The 14,688-nt window shown below is 59.2% G+C and carries 13 protein-coding genes, 1 tRNA gene and 1 pseudogene; 11 read left to right on the top strand and 4 right to left on the bottom strand.

The genetic code is table 11. The annotated features are described in order from the left end of the window. Positions 1-2: 2 nt before the first annotated feature. The 5 genes and pseudogenes from yajC (at position 3) to ACK83U_RS06090 (ending at position 4,857) form a co-directional block, all read left to right on the top strand. Positions 3-350, top strand: a complete 348-nt coding sequence (gene yajC, locus ACK83U_RS06070; protein ID WP_015339695.1) for a preprotein translocase subunit YajC — start codon at positions 3-5, stop codon at positions 348-350. Between the two features lie 159 nt (positions 351-509). Then, positions 510-3,052, top strand: a pseudogene (gene secDF, locus ACK83U_RS06075) (protein translocase subunit SecDF). 4 nt (positions 3,053-3,056) lie between these two features. Further along, complete coding sequence (locus tag ACK83U_RS06080; protein ID WP_112610155.1) at positions 3,057-3,443, top strand: MTH938/NDUFAF3 family protein; 387 nt, start codon at positions 3,057-3,059, stop codon at positions 3,441-3,443. Between the two features lie 15 nt (positions 3,444-3,458). After that, positions 3,459-4,319 (top strand): phytoene/squalene synthase family protein, encoded by an 861-nt coding sequence (locus ACK83U_RS06085; protein ID WP_112610156.1) that lies wholly within the window; start codon positions 3,459-3,461, stop codon positions 4,317-4,319. Positions 4,320-4,395: 76 nt separating this feature from the next. Next, positions 4,396-4,857, top strand: coding sequence for a hypothetical protein (locus tag ACK83U_RS06090; protein WP_112610157.1), 462 nt, complete (start codon positions 4,396-4,398; stop codon positions 4,855-4,857). A 123-nt stretch (positions 4,858-4,980) separates the two neighbouring features. Here ACK83U_RS06090 and trmFO read toward each other — a convergent pair whose 3' ends face one another. The 3 genes from trmFO to ACK83U_RS06105 all read right to left on the bottom strand — a co-directional run bounded on the left by trmFO (position 4,981) and on the right by ACK83U_RS06105 (position 7,125). Beyond that, entirely contained in the window at positions 4,981-6,417 is a 1,437-nt protein-coding gene (trmFO, locus tag ACK83U_RS06095; protein WP_112610159.1) for a methylenetetrahydrofolate--tRNA-(uracil(54)-C(5))-methyltransferase (FADH(2)-oxidizing) TrmFO, read from the bottom strand. A 112-nt stretch (positions 6,418-6,529) separates the two neighbouring features. After that, positions 6,530-6,673 (bottom strand): DUF1127 domain-containing protein, encoded by a 144-nt coding sequence (locus ACK83U_RS06100; RefSeq protein WP_069611985.1) that lies wholly within the window; start codon positions 6,671-6,673, stop codon positions 6,530-6,532. Positions 6,674-6,978: 305 nt separating this feature from the next. Next, complete coding sequence (locus tag ACK83U_RS06105; RefSeq protein WP_015339702.1) at positions 6,979-7,125, bottom strand: DUF1127 domain-containing protein; 147 nt, start codon at positions 7,123-7,125, stop codon at positions 6,979-6,981. An 844-nt stretch (positions 7,126-7,969) separates the two neighbouring features. On the opposite strand from ACK83U_RS06105, the gene ACK83U_RS06110 reads away from it, so the two are divergent. The 6 genes from ACK83U_RS06110 (at position 7,970) to ACK83U_RS06135 (ending at position 13,198) form a co-directional block, all read left to right on the top strand. Next, positions 7,970-9,109: a DUF2157 domain-containing protein gene (locus tag ACK83U_RS06110; RefSeq protein WP_112610163.1), complete on the top strand. Its 1,140-nt coding sequence runs from the start codon at positions 7,970-7,972 to the stop codon at positions 9,107-9,109. Next, positions 9,106-9,720, top strand: a complete 615-nt coding sequence (locus tag ACK83U_RS06115) for a GDYXXLXY domain-containing protein (protein ID WP_112610165.1) — start codon at positions 9,106-9,108, stop codon at positions 9,718-9,720. Before ACK83U_RS06110 ends, ACK83U_RS06115 begins: the two co-directional genes overlap by 4 nt. 145 nt (positions 9,721-9,865) lie before the next feature. Then, positions 9,866-9,950 (top strand) — tRNA-Leu (locus tag ACK83U_RS06120). 280 nt (positions 9,951-10,230) lie between these two features. Further along, on the top strand, positions 10,231-11,721 hold the full coding sequence (gene tig, locus ACK83U_RS06125) for a trigger factor (RefSeq protein ID WP_112610341.1): 1,491 nt from the start codon (positions 10,231-10,233) through the stop codon (positions 11,719-11,721). 386 nt (positions 11,722-12,107) lie between these two features. Next, a complete protein-coding gene (locus tag ACK83U_RS06130) occupies positions 12,108-12,410 on the top strand; it encodes a putative quinol monooxygenase (RefSeq protein WP_112610169.1) in 303 nt (100 codons plus the stop codon). Positions 12,411-12,421: 11 nt separating this feature from the next. Further along, complete coding sequence (locus ACK83U_RS06135; RefSeq protein ID WP_112610171.1) at positions 12,422-13,198, top strand: helix-turn-helix transcriptional regulator; 777 nt, start codon at positions 12,422-12,424, stop codon at positions 13,196-13,198. Between the two features lie 37 nt (positions 13,199-13,235). On the opposite strand, the gene sthA is transcribed toward ACK83U_RS06135, so the two are convergent. Then, positions 13,236-14,642 (bottom strand): Si-specific NAD(P)(+) transhydrogenase, encoded by a 1,407-nt coding sequence (gene sthA / locus ACK83U_RS06140; RefSeq protein WP_112610173.1) that lies wholly within the window; start codon positions 14,640-14,642, stop codon positions 13,236-13,238. Positions 14,643-14,688: the final 46 nt, after the last annotated feature.

Genomic DNA, 14,688 nt, shown 5'->3' on the forward strand with positions numbered 1-14,688 from the left:
CGATGTTTATCACCAACGCATATGCGCAGAGCGCAACAGATTCGGCCGCGAGCGCCTTCGGCGGTTCCGGCTTTGAAATGATCATCCTGTTTGTGCCGCTGATGGTCGTTTGGTATTTCCTCCTCATCCGTCCGCAGCGCGCGCAGGCGAAGAAGCGTGACGAGGTCCTGAAGAATATTCGTCGCGGTGATCAGATCGTCACCAGCGGCATCGTCGGCAAGGTCACGAAGGTGATCGACGAAAAGGAACTGGAAGTCGAGATCGCCGATGGCGTGCGCATCCGCGTTGTCCGCAGCGCTATTTCCGAGGTTCGCGTCAAGGGTGAGCCCGTCAAGGCGGACGCCGCGTAAGGCTCTTTCCGAGAGGCGGCTCCCGCTGCCGCTGCGCATCTTCCAAATTCGAGATCGACTTTCTTGAAGGATTGTGCACAAATTCAAGGTGTTACTGCGCCCTTTGCATTTTCGTTCGAAAGGGAGGGCGCAGTAGGGAAATCCTAATTCGAGAGAGCGATGCTGCACGTCTCCTGGTGGAAGACCACCCTGATCTGGTTCGTCGTTCTCTTGAGCGTGCTTCTGGCCGCTCCCAATCTTCTTGGCGAGCGCGCGCTTTCATTCCTTCCGACATGGTGGGTACACCGAAAGATCGAGCTTGGTCTTGATCTTCGGGGCGGATCGCATCTGCTGCTGAAGATGGAACGGGGCGATGTCGAGAAGGATCGCCTGGAAAGCATTGTCGGCGATATCTCCACCCGGCTGCGCACTGTCAATGTCGCCTATTCGGGCCTGACCGGCACTGGCCGCAAGATCCAGCTTCGCATCAATGATCCCGCACAGATCCAGACGGCCTTGACGGCACTGCAACCGCTGACATCAGGACCGGATAAGCCGTCCGCGGTTCTATCTCAGGGTGACAACGGTGCGCTGACGCTCGATATCACCGATGCCGATATCGATAGCCATGTGTCATCGGCGATCGCACGCGCGATGAAGGTCATCCACGCCCGCATCGCACAACTCGGTGTCGGCGAACCCGTAATCCGCAGGCAAGGGTCTGACCGCATCGTCGTGCAGGTGCCGGATCTTGCCGATGCGCAGCGGCTGAAGAACCTTCTCGGCCAACCCGCCAAACTCAGTTTCCGCCTGATAGATCAGTCGATGTCGGTCCAGGACGCTATGGACAAGCAGCCACCGGCCGGGTCCGATGTGATGTTTTCCGAAGATGATCCGCCCGTTGGCTATCTCGTGCAGCGGCAGCCGCTGCTTTCGAACATCGATTTTTCCGATGCCGTCGCGGTCGTTGACAATCAAAAAGGCGAGGGCACGGTCTCCGTGAAGCTGACGCAGGAGGCGACCCACCGCTTTGCACAATCGACGGCCAGCAATCTCGGCAGGGTCATCGTTGTCGTGCTTGACGACCAGGTCATTTCCGCGGCCTCGCTGAAGACGGTCATAGCAACGGGCGAGATCGACGTTCCCGGGGATTTCACGGCCCAGGGCGCCCAGGATCTTGCCGTCATGGTCAAGAGCGGACCATTGCCCGCGACGCTGACGACGGTCGAAGAGCGGACCATTCAGCCCGGTCTTGGTGGCGAAACGGCACGTTATGGCCTGATTGCCTGCATTGCCGCCGCGGTCTTCGTCGCCGCCTTGATGATCGGTTTCTATCGCCTGCTCGGCATCATCGCGACCATCTCGCTCGTCATCAACATGATCATGGTCGCGGCGCTCATGGGCTTGCTCGGTATCACCCTGACCTTGCCCGGCGTTGCGGCAATCGTTCTCATCATCGGCATCGGCCTCGATGCGCTGGTGCTGATTTATGAGCGTGTGCGCGAGGAGGAGAAGAAGACCCATCTTCTTGTCGATGCGCTGCGCCACGGCTTCAACCGTGCAGCTGCGACCGTGGCCGATGCCAATCTGACAGTGCTGATCGTTGCCGCCATTCTCTTCTACGCCAGCACGGGCGCGGTGCGCGGCTTTGCCGCGACGCTGATGGTCGGCGTTATCTCGACCTTCTTCACTTCCTGCTTCGTCACGCGGTCGCTGGTGAATATGTGGATCTCACATCGCAAGCCGCGTACTTTGCTGGTTGGCGTCCGCAGCGGCATTTTTGATAATGCCAATATTCGCTTCATGGGCATCCGCCGCTATACATTTACGGTCTCCGCTGCGCTGTCCGTCGCCACGCTCATTGCCTTCGCGACGGTCGGCATGCACCTCGGCATCGATTTTGCCGGCGGATCGATCATCGAGGTCCGCGCCAAGCAGGGTGTTGCCGACGTTGCTGATATTCAGACGCGCCTTGAAGCCGTCGTACCTGGCGACGTGCGCGTCGAGCGGCTGGCCGATCGGCTTGGCGCCGTGGTTCGTGTCCATGCGCAGGACGGTGGCGAGAACGCCGAACAGTCGGCCGTTTCCCTGGTGCAGGACGACTTGAGCAAGAACTACAATTTCTCTCGCGTCGAGGTAGTCGGCCGGCGGTATCGGGCGAAATCACCGCCACCGCTTCCCTTGCCGTCCTGGCGGCGCTGGCAGCAATTCTGATCTACATCTGGCTTCGATTCGAATGGCAATTCGCAGTCGGCGCGATCATTGCGACGCTGCACGACGTCATCCTGACGCTCGGCCTCTTCGTGCTATCAGGCATGGAATTCAACATGACCGGCATTGCCGCGATCCTGACGATTGTCGGCTATTCGCTGAACGACACGGTTGTCGTCTATGACCGCATGCGCGAAAACCTGAAGCGCTATTCGCAGATGCCATTGCCGATTTTGATCGATGCCTCCATCAATCAGACACTATCTCGTACCATTTTGACATCCGCGACGACGCTTCTGGCGCTGCTCGCGCTCTATATTTTCGGCGGCGAGGTGATCCGTGCCTTCACCTTCGTCCTGCTTTTCGGCGTCGCAGTCGGCACTTTCTCGTCGATTTATATTGCGGCGCCCGTGCTGATCCTGTTCAAGCTGCGGCCGGACAAGTTCCAGACCGGCGGTGAGAGCAATGGACCCGCAGCCGGCAACATCCAGTCAGGCAAACCAGCGGTGTGATACAGTGGCTAAAGGTATAGAAATCCGAAACGCGCATTTCCCCGGACGCGCGCCGATCGACGCTTACGGAAATGGTGGCTTCCGCTTTGCCGACATGTCGCATCGCGGCTCGCTGCTTTGCCTGCCCTCGGGCATCTACGGCTGGGACATGCTGCAGGGCGATGCGCTGACGCCGGATCGCTTCCAGAAGGTTCTCGATGAAGCTGCCGAGATCGAAGTGCTGCTCGTCGGCACCGGCATGGAGCTGCGACCGCTTCCCGCCGAGTTGAAGGCTGCCCTGCGTGGAAGGCAGATTTCGTCCGACCCGATGAGCACCGGCGCTGCCGTGCGCACATTCAACATCATGCTGTCCGAATCGCGCGCCGTGGCCGCCGCGCTGATCGCCGTCTGATATTCGGATCCAGGTATGACGATAACAGCTGCGCCCCGTAGCAACCGGGACATCTGCCTCGCAACGCTTCGCGACACCGATCGCGATCGCTATCTCGCCTGCCTGCTGGCGCCGGAAGAGAAGCGCCCTGCGCTGGCCGCGCTCTATGCCTTCAATGCGGAGTTGGCGCGCGTGCGCGATCTCGTGCACGAGCCACTGCCCGGCGAGGTGCGCATGCAGTACTGGCGCGATCTCCTGGAGGGGCAATCTCACGGATCGAGCGAAGCCAATCCGCTGGCCTCCGAGCTTCTGACCGCGATCGAAGAATATCGCTTGCCGCGCCAGACGCTGATTAACATGATCGATGCGCGCATCTTCGATCTCTACGACGATCCCATGGAAAGTCGCAGCAGCCTGGAAGGCTATGCCGGCGAGACGGCGTCTGCTCTCATCCAGCTTGTAAGCCTGGTTTTGTCTGCCGACGAGGCGAAGCGCTCCGCCGATGCCGCCGGCCATGCGGGCGTTGCTCAGGCAATCGCCGGATTGCTGCTTCTGATGCCGCTTAATCGCCATCGCGGCCAGGTGTACCTTCCGCTGGAGATCCTCTCGGCGACAGGGCTTGACCGCGACAGTTTTCTCGCTGGTGAAGACAAGCCGCGCATTTCGGCAGCGGTCGAAGCCTTCGCCGGTCTTGGTCGCGAGCATCTCGCCAAGGCGAGGGTGGCAGGCGCCATACCGCAGGCCGTATTCCCCGCCTTTCTGCCTGTTACCTTGGCCGAGCCTGTCCTGCAGAAGGCACAGAAGCTTGGCGCGGACATCTTCGATCGATCCCTTGTGGTGCCGCAATGGCGCCGGCAGCTGCGCATGGCGATAGCGTCGATCACAAAGAAAATCTAAAATACACCAAGCTCGCGCAAGTCTCGGCGTCTATGGAGATGGCCGGCACTTGATTTGCATTTCAGGGGGATCTGCCGTGGGTATTGTCGTCTGGTGCATATTGTTCGCGATCGTCATCTTCATTGCCTATTACGCGACGCGCATGGCATCGCAGAACAAGGAAGACGGCCTGCACGATACCGGCCTTGCCATTCTGGAATTCGGCCGTGCCTTTCCGACCGAAGCGATCCGGCAATTGCAGGCAACCGCAGACGGGCAGGCGGTCTTCGTGCGGCTCCACGATGACAAAGCCGGCTTTATGCGCAACGTGCGCAATCATTTCAGCGTCCATCTGATCGAGCCTGGCAAGGCGCGTGCCAAGATTTCAGCAACCGGACGCGGCTTGATCGTCGATTTCCTCGATGTTCCGCATCACAACGGCACGTTCGAGTTCAAGACGCCGGCGGAAGCTGCGGAGGTCTCGCTCTGGCTGCTCGGCAACTATGTCGCCGGCGAAGACGCGAAACTCGAGCACCACGCGCCGCCGGCAACAAGCTGAAAATCAAGAAAGCCGCTGGAGCATTTCCAGGAAAAGTGCGCAGGGGTTTTCCGTCCGGAATGCGTCAGGAAACAAGAAGATAGAGCGTTTTCGCTATTCGAAGAAAAGCGAAAACGCTCCAGGTCAGGCGCTTTCCGCCAACACGGGCGCCGGCACGCCGAGCCAGCTGGCGCAATCGGCAAGCGCACGCTTGGCGATGAGCTGACGTTTCATGATGGTCTTGTCCTTGCCGCGGAAGCGCTTGACGCCCTCCGGCTTGACGATCGAGCCCGGCTCCAGCTCCGGGAAAAGCCCAAAATTGATATTCATCGGCTGGAAGGAGCGTTTGCCCTGTTCTTCATCCGAGACGATATGGCCGCCGGTGATGTGGTTCAGCAACGAGCCGAGCGCCGTGGTGGACGGTGGCAGCGAGGGAGCTTCGCCCTTGCGTTCGGCAGCGGCGAAGCGGCCGGCGAGCAGGCCGATGCTGGCGCTTTCGACATAGCCTTCGCAGCCGGTGATCTGGCCGGCAAAACGCAGGCCCGGCCGGGATTTCAGCACCAGCGAGCGGTCGAGCAGGGTCGGCGAGTTGATGTAGGTATTGCGGTGCAGACCGCCGAGGCGGGCGAATTCCGCATTTTCAAGGCCGGGAATGAGCCTGAAGATCTCCGCCTGCGCGCCATATTTCAGCTTCGTCTGGAAACCGACCATGTTGTAGAGTGTGCCGAGCGCATTATCCTGACGCAGCTGCACGACGGCATAGGCCTTGACCGTCGGATTATGGGCATTGGTGAGCCCCATCGGCTTCATCGGTCCGTGGCGTAACGTCTCACGCCCACGCTCCGCCATGACTTCGATCGGCAGACAGCCGTCGAAATAGGGCGTGCCTTCCCATTCCTTGAAGCCGACGGCGTCGCCGGCGATCAGCGCATCGACGAAGGCATTGTACTGAGCTTCGTCCATCGGGCAGTTGATATAGTCCTTGCCCGTGCCGCCGGGACCGACCTTGTCGTAACGCGACTGATACCAGCAAATGTCCATGTTGATGCTATCGCGATAGACGATTGGCGCAATGGCATCGAAGAAGGCGAGCGCATCGGCGCCGGTTTCAGCCTGGATGGCGCTGGCAAGCCCGGGTGCCGTCAGCGGACCGGTGGCGATGATCGCCTGGTCCCATTCCCTCGGCGGCAGGCCCTGGATTTCCTCGCGGAGAACTGTGATCAGCGGGTGGCTCTGTACCGCCTGCGTCACGGCAGCCGAAAAGCCGTCGCGATCCACAGCAAGCGCGCCGCCGGCCGGCACCTGATGCTTGTCCGCACATGCCATGATGAGCGAACCCGCCATGCGCATTTCCGCATGGATGACGCCGACGGCATTGCTGGTGGCATCGTCGGAGCGGAATGAGTTGGAGCACACCAGCTCGGCAAGATCGTCCGTTTTGTGCGCTTCCGTGCCGCGCACGCCGCGCATTTCATGCAGGATGACCGGAACGCCGGCATTGGCGATCTGCCATGCGGCTTCCGAGCCCGCGAGGCCGCCACCGATAACGTGAATGGGAGAGTGGGAAGTGATCTGTGTCATGCGCGCGTCATTATCACGGGCAGGCCGACGATCCAATTGATTTGCTGACTGCCGGAATCAAAAACGGCGCCAAAAGGCGCCGTCTTGAGGCAGTCTGCTCAGTCTGTTCCTATTAACGGAAAGAACGAGCAGCGATGTTGCGGATTTCGTAACGGCTGACGCCGATGTCCGAAAGGGTCTGGCTGGAGAGGTTGCCAAGTTCGTTCAGAGTGCGGCGGTAGCTGATCCAGTTCTTTGCAATGCGAATCGGGTTCATGATCTTTTCCTCAGTATCTTGTTTGCGGGCGGTACGATTACCGCCTCAACGCTTGCACTCTATATAGGCGCGAAGACGCTGATTGTGCAGTGCAAAGAAGAGGCGTCTGCCATGCATTTGTGCAATATGACGCCCAAAAAGCAGTCGATGCTCAAAATTTGTGTGCTTTGCAAATGGGGAATAGCTCGCAGCGGAATCGATTATGCTGCGTCTGCTCAGTCGATAGGCAAAAAAGAACGCCCGCCGCGGAGGTCCGCAACGGGCGTTGAGAAGGCTTTCGCTGTTGGGCGAAGCCTATCCGGCTTTTAACGGCCGGTGGCTTCGCGGGCAACGCGATGGATGTCGGCGCGGTCGATGCCGAGGTCGTGCAGTTCACGCGAGCTCATGCGGCCGAGTTCGTTTACGGTCTGACGATACTTGCGCCAGTTGTTGAAAGAGCGGGTCAGGTTCATTGTAGTCCCTTTCGAGGATCAAGGGATCGAGCAGTTCCGTGATTGGTTCCGTCGTCGATCTAATGGATTTAAATATATGCTGCGCCGCGAAAACTAAAAGCGCGAAAGCTTCATGCCACCTATGCGCCACATGCAAGTCTTATGGTGTTTTGCCTAAGATGATGGCTTCTTTGTGTGCATATCACGACCAACCGGGTTCGCCGCTGGAAGTCAATTTCGAGCAAGTGTCGGACATTCCGAAGCGCTTGCCGGCGGCGGCCCGCTTTTAGCCATCTTTTCGCCGGCCCTGCTATTTTGGAGGGCCCGAATTCCGCTGCGAACTGCCATGCGGCCTTTCGATTGTAGTCCGCTGGTCAACATGCGCATCTGCGCAGCATAAACCGATTTAGGGAGGTAAAAAAATAACGCCCACCGCGGGAGGAGGATGCGATGGGCGTCATTTGTGGTGATTGACGACTGGGAGGAGGAGTGTCGTCAATCGATCGGAGCGCATTGGGAGGAGGAGTATGCGGCTCCGAATATGGTGTCGGGATATCCATCCCCAGGCTTGCTCCGATCTGCATCGGCCCGGCGCGCCACCGCCGTTTTGTTGCCTGATAAATAGTATGACTTTTCGAATTTGTGCAGCGCAATAATTTCATGGGAGGCATGAGCTGCGCGCATATCTGCAGTCGGTATCTCTTTACCGGCCACAAAGATACCGCATGATCCCTTAATTCCGTATTAATATGGCACATATTCCTGTGAGCCGAAGCTTCTGCCAGAACCGCTCGGCTCGCATCGATTGTGCGGCGATTTGTGCTAACTCTGTCGCAAGCAGAATCGCAGCGAGGGGGAGCCGGGCATGTACAGGGGCAGGCTGGAGCGGGATCTGAAGATCTGGACCGACAAGGGCCTTGTCGACGCGGGGACGGCCAAAGCCATCCTCGGCGAGTATGACGGCCGCCAGACGAGTTTCAGCGCCGGCCGGGTACTGACCATCATCGCCGCCGTGCTTCTCGGCCTCGCCATCTTGCTGTTCATATCTGCAAACTGGGAGACCATTCCGAGAATTGCCCGTCTGCTAGGGCTGGTCACGATGATATGGGCCTTCCATCTCGCGGCTGCATATTTGTTAGGCCAGGGTCGCTCCATCATCGCCGCTGCATTGTTGATTCTCGGCACCTTGAGTTTTGGTGGCGCCACGGCACTGGTCGGCCAGATGTACAATCTGTCCGGCGATGAACTGAGAATGATGCTCGTCTGGTTCGCTGCTGCCTGCATCGTGGCGACCTTGTTCCGTTCCTCGGCTCAGGTCGGGCTCGCCGGTTTTCTGGCCTGGGCATTTTGCGGCGTCTATCTCTGGGGGCATTTCGACGAATGGTATGGGATCATGCCCTGGATGCCACCTCTGATGGCTGCGGTCCTGATTGGGCTTGTCCGCTATGCCGACGCGCCCATGGCTCGGCATTTGGCTTATCTCATGCTCGTGGGCTGGCTGACATGGCTGTTCGGCCGCCACGAGGGATTGAATACCGCGATCCTGTTTGCCGCTCTCGGCATGGCGGCGTTTCTCGTCGTCAGTGTTCCCGCTTCGCCGCTCCTGCCCTTCGCCCGCACGGCCGGCGCCGCGCCGGCTTTCTACACCTTTCTGATCGCATCGATCGGCTTCTTTCTTGTCCATGCCGAAATCAGCAACGGTTCCTTTGAAAATAATGTCTGGATCGAGGATAAATTGCCGCTTGTCATCGTGGCGGCGGCGACACTGGCGAGCGCGGTGATCGCAATAGCCCTCAGCGGCCGCGACAATGGCGCGGTGCGCTATCTCGCTTACTTCGTCTTTGCCTGCGAAATTCTCTATCTTGCAGGTGAGACGATAGGCTCGATCATCGGCACTGCGGGGTTCTTCCTCGTTGCCGGCTTGCTTGTGGCCATTGCAGCCTGGCTGGTCATCCAGCTGGAACGGCGCTTTTCCGGCAATAGCGGGCAGGGGACACAGGCATGACCGATATCGCTGAAAAGAGCCCGACCATCGGTTCCCGCCGACTATGGATTGCTGCCATCGTCGTTGCCGCTTTGCAGACGGCAGTTCTCGGCTACATGGTCGGCGAGCGCGCCTGGGGCCTGCGGAGCGGCGTCGAGATTCTCTTGAAGACCGCACCGGTCGATCCGCGCGATCTTCTGCGCGGCGACTACGTGACCTTGAACTACGACATCTCACGGGTTCCGTTCTCGACGATGGTCGAGGGACCGCCGAAAATGAGCCGAAGTGCCGCGATATTGTCCGTTCGCCTGAAGAGGCAGGATGACGGTTACTGGGGCATCGTCGAATCATCCTTTGGAAAGCTCGATCAGAAACCCGATACGGTCGTGCTCAAAAGCCTGCCTGTCGAATATGTTTTCTATGGCCATGCCACCGATCCCCAGCAGGCGATTGTCGGGGTCACCTATGGCATCGAGCGCTACTATGTGCCCGAAGGGCAGGGGCATGATATCGAGAGCGCCCGCAACGCCGATCGCGTCGCCATCGCGGCTCGGGTGTCTTCCGATGGCGTTGCCCATATCAGAAGCCTGCTTCTCGACGGCAAATCGGTCTATGAGGAGCCGCTTTACTGACGATATCTGCACGAAGAGCTCCGATAAGCTTTAAGCGTCGTCGCGGAACCGTCATTTTTCCTTTGCGTGGTTTGAAACGGGTGATATAGAGACGCCGCGCTCCGGAAGGCCCCATGGGCAGGCATCGCCATGCGGTTTTGGGAACGCGGGTATGGTGAAATTGGTAGACACGCCAGATTTAGGTTCTGGTGCCGCAAGGCGTGGGAGTTCAAGTCTCTCTACCCGCACCAACACTGTCTTGTGGATAGGGGGGAGGCTGACCAAGCCTGTCTTCCAAATGCCGCAGGACGCGCCATCTTGCCCGAAGCATCCCGCTTTCGATGAGGAAAGTGGACAAGATGTTTTGGCTCGTGACGGGATAGAGCTGCCTCTTGCGCGTTTGTTTGAATGCGCGGCGCTCTTGCAAGGTGAAAGAGAATTGCATCCAAGCCACGCTCGGGATTTTCCGGCGTCGTGCTCATCGAAACGAACGGCAGGCTGGGCACGGCCGCCATGAATGAAGGTAGGACAATGCAGGTTATCGAAACGCTCGCTGAAGGGCTGAAGCGCGAAATCAAGGTGGTCATCCCGGCCAAGGACATGGAAGTGCGCATGAACGAGCGCCTGGCCGAGGTCAAGGACAAGGTCCGCATCAACGGCTTTCGTCCGGGCAAGGTTCCGGTCTCGCACCTGAAGAAGGTCTACGGCAAGTCGATCATGGCCGATCTCGTCAACGAAATCGTTCGCGACCAGCCGCCGGCGATCCTGACCGAGCGCGGCGAAAAGTCGGCCACCCAGCCGGAAATCGCGATGACGGAAGACCAGGACGAGGCAGAAAAGATCCTCTCCGCTGAGGCCGATTTCGAATTCACGCTGTCTTACGAAGTCATTCCGGCGATCGAACTGAAGCCGGTCAGCGGCATCAAGGTCACCCGCGAAGTCGCCGAGATCGGCGAAGATGAAGTAACCGAACAGATCCTCAAGATCGCTGAGAGTGCCCGCAGCTACGAAACCAAGAAGGGCAAGGCCGCCAACGGCGACCGCGTCACCATCGATTATCTCGGCAAGGTCGATGGCGTTGCCTTCGACGGCGGCAAGGACGAAGACGCACAGCTCGTTCTCGGCTCCAACCGCTTCATCCCGGGCTTCGAAGAGCAGCTCGTCGGCCTCAAGGCTGGCGATGAGAAGGTCATCACCGTAACCTTCCCGGCCGATTATCCGGCCAAGAACCTCGCCGGCAAGGAAGCCACCTTCGACATCAACGTCAAGGAAGTTGCAGCTCCCGGCGAAATCGAGATCAACGACGAACTCGCTTCCAAGCTTGGCCTCGAATCGGCTGACCGCCTGAAGGAAATCGTTCGCGGCCAGATCGAAAGCCAGTACGGCTCGGTCACCCGCCAGAAGGTCAAGCGTCAGATCCTCGACCAGCTCGACGAAATGTACCAGTTCGACACGCCGCAGAAGCTCGTCGACGCTGAATTCGCCAGCATCTGGCGCCAGATCGAAACCGACCTCAGCGAATCCGGCAAGACCTTCGAAGACGAAGACACCACGGAAGAAAAGGCTCGCGAAGAATACCGCAAGCTCGCTGAGCGTCGCGTTCGCCTTGGTCTCGTTCTCTCCGAAATCGGCGAGAAGGCCGGCGTGGAAGTCAGCGAAGACGAACTGCAGCGTGCTCTTTACGCGCAGCTCCAGCAGTTCCCGGGCCAGGAAAAGGAAATCCTGGAATTCTTCCGCAAGACGCCGGGCGCTTCCGCTAACCTGCGCGCCCCGATCTTCGAAGAAAAGGTCATCGACCATCTGCTGACCGAGGTTAACGTCACCGACAAGACCGTTTCCAAGGAAGCGCTGCTGGCTGACGACGAAGAAGAAGACAAGCCGGCTGCCAAGAAGGCAGCTCCGAAGAAGAAGGCTGCTGCCAAGGCTGAAGCAACCGAAGCTGCCGCTGAAGGCGAAGAAGCTGCGGCTCCTAAGAAGAAGGCTGCTCCGAAGAAGAAGGCTGCTGAAGACAGCGCCGAGTAATCGGTTCTCTTCCCGACTGAACTTGAGCCCTGCCGTTCGCGGCGGGGCTTTTTTTGTGATGAAGCGGTAAACTTTCTCTCCTCGCGCAGGAGGAGAGGGGCTGGGACTTATCGGCTGAATGCGGCCAAAGGAATTGACCCGATATTGGCATTTATCGTTGCTGTCTTAGGAAGACGATCGATGATGGCTCGCTTGCAAAGACGTATCACGGTCGCTGCCGAGCGTACCTCCCCAAAGCTCCGTAAATGCGCAACCGGAAGCCCCTAGTGCCGGCCGGATATGAATTGTTTCTGTCCTTTAGACGCGTACATTTGACCGATGCGCGGCAGCCATCAATCACTATGTTCGACTAACCTCCCGAGCGTGAAAGGCAAGGAGATAGCCAAATGTTCATCGCAATCGTCGATTTTACTGTTGAACCCGAAAGCCGCGTCGCAGTCATCGCAAGGCTGCTTCAAGATAGCGATGTTATCCGCACCATGGAAGGAAACCTCGCATTTAGTCCCTATATCGACCCTGTCGATGACGGGGCGGTTCGCATTTGGCACGAATGGCGAGATGTTGAGCATTTCCGCACCTATACGGCGTCGGAAGTGTTTAAGCAGCTCGGCCTTGTGCTGCGCCCATTGATGAAGGCGCCGCCGATTAGCCGACGGATGATGTCCGAAGCTCTTGAGACGATCGCCTGAGGCGCACACTGATGGGCGAAGCAGCCGAAGCTTACAGCGTTTCCCGGCTGTTTCCTCCAGCCGACCGTGCTGAATTGCGTTTCGACCGGCACTACCTGCTTTACTGTACGGCCGGCACGATGCGTCTGGAGGCAGAGGGCAAGGTCTGGTCATTGCCCCCGTCGCGGGCCGCCATTATTGAAGCGGGTCGGAGTATTCATGTGACCTTACCGCAGGCGGTAATGGCTTGTTCAACTCTCTTCGCTCAAACATTCATTCCCGCTCCGGCAGAGGCTCTTACGGTCATCAATGTGACTCCTCTTGCGCGCGAATTAATCCTCGCTTGCCGTGTTTGGACTGATGTCAATAAGCCGCTCAATCCCTATGCGCGGCAACTCTTCGCGACCTTAGCGGCGGTCGTCAGCCAACTCGCCGCTACGCCGTCCAATGCCGCCATGCCGCTGCCCCGTTCGAGTGGCGTCGCTGCGGCGATGCGACTGACCGAACAGCGGATGGCCGAAGCGCCGGACTTCGCCTCGATTGCGCGCGACGTCGCAATGACGGAGCGGTCACTTGCTCGGCGTTTCTCGGACGAGATGGGCATGACCTGGCGTCAGACATTGCGCCGGTTGCGCATCATTCGCGCTATGGAACTTCTCGGAGCGAATGATATGACTATCACCGAGGCAGCATACTCGGTCGGCTACGCATCGCTATCGGCGTTCAACGCCGCATTTCTGGAAATCAACGGCCAGACACCGACGGACTTCCGCCTCAGCATCCAGGGCGCTAGCCTTCCGCACGCCTAGCTTGCTCGGGATTCGCACAGATGCCATCACAGTGGCATCAAATCTCCGACTTGATGTCGCCCATGCGGTTCCAGGCGTCGAGGCCGGCGATCTTGTAGGCTTCGGCGAGCGTCGGATAGTTGAAGGTGTTTTCGACGAAATATTCGACGGTGCCTTTGAGGTTCAGCACGGCCTGGCCGATGTGCACGAGTTCGGTGGCGCCTTCGCCAACGATGTGGACGCCGAGCAGGCGGCGTGTCTTCAACGAGAAGATCATCTTCAAGAGGCCGGTATCGAGGCCCATGATGTGGCCGCGCGACGTCTCGCGGAAGCGGGCGATACCGCATTCATAGGGAATGTGCCGGTCCTTGACCTCTTCCTCGGAGAGGCCGCAGGTGGAAATCTCCGGCACGGCATAAATGCCGTAGGGAAAGTATTTCGGCGGCTCCTTGGCGATCGCGCCGACGGCGACGCGCGCGGCAATGCGGCCCTGTTCCATCGACGTGGAGGCAAGGCTCGGGAAGCCGACGACATCGCCGGCGGCAAAGATATGCGGGACCTTGGTTGCGAAGGTTTCAGGATTGACGTTCAGGCGACCACGGGCATCGGCCTCGAGGCCGGCAGCGGGGAGATTAAGGGTGTCGGTGGCACCCATGCGGCCGGCGGCAAAGAGCACCATGTCGGTGGTCAGACGGCGACCGTTGTCGAGCGTCAGTTCCACCTTGCCGTTCGGCAGGCGCTCCACTTTCTCGGCCTTCTGGCCGAGCAGCAGCTTCATGTTGCGGTCGCGCAGCTGATAGGTGAAATCCTCGACGATCTCCTTGTCGATGAAATCGAGCATGGTCGATTTCGGATCGATCAGTGTCACCTGCGTGTCGAGCGCGCTGAAGATTGTGGCGTATTCGATGCCGATGACGCCGGCGCCGATGACGACCATCGATCGCGGCAGATCCTGGATATCGAGGAGTTCGTCGCTGTCGAGAACCGTCTTGTCGTCGAACGGCATGTAATCCGGACGGAAAGGCTTGGTGCCGACTGCAAGCAGGATGCTGGCGGCGGACACGGTAACGACCTCGCCATCATCCTTGACGATCTGCATCGTCTGCGGATCGACGAAGCTCGCCTTGCCCCGAATATGCTGGACGCGATTGCGGGCGAACTGATGCTCAAGCACCTCGACCTCGTGGTCGAGAGTGATCAGCAGGCGGCGGCGCAAATCTTCGGCGCTGATTTCCTGCTTGACGCGATAGGCGCGGCCGTAGAAGCCGCGTTCGCGCCAACCCGAAAGGTTCAGCGCCGTTTCGCGTAGCGTCTTGGAGGGGATGGTGCCGGTGTGGACCGAGACGCCGCCGACCCGTTTGCCTTGCTCGACGACGAGCACCTTTTTGCCGAGTTTGGCGGCCTGGATAGCGCCTCTGCGGCCGGCAGGGCCGCTACCCACGACTAGGAGATCGAATTGGTCCATCGGGAAGCCTCGGATGACTGGACTAGGGAATCAATGTCGCAATGCA

This window comes from Rhizobium sp. WW22, assembly GCF_047041135.1.
Classification (GTDB): Bacteria; Pseudomonadota; Alphaproteobacteria; order Rhizobiales; family Rhizobiaceae; genus Rhizobium.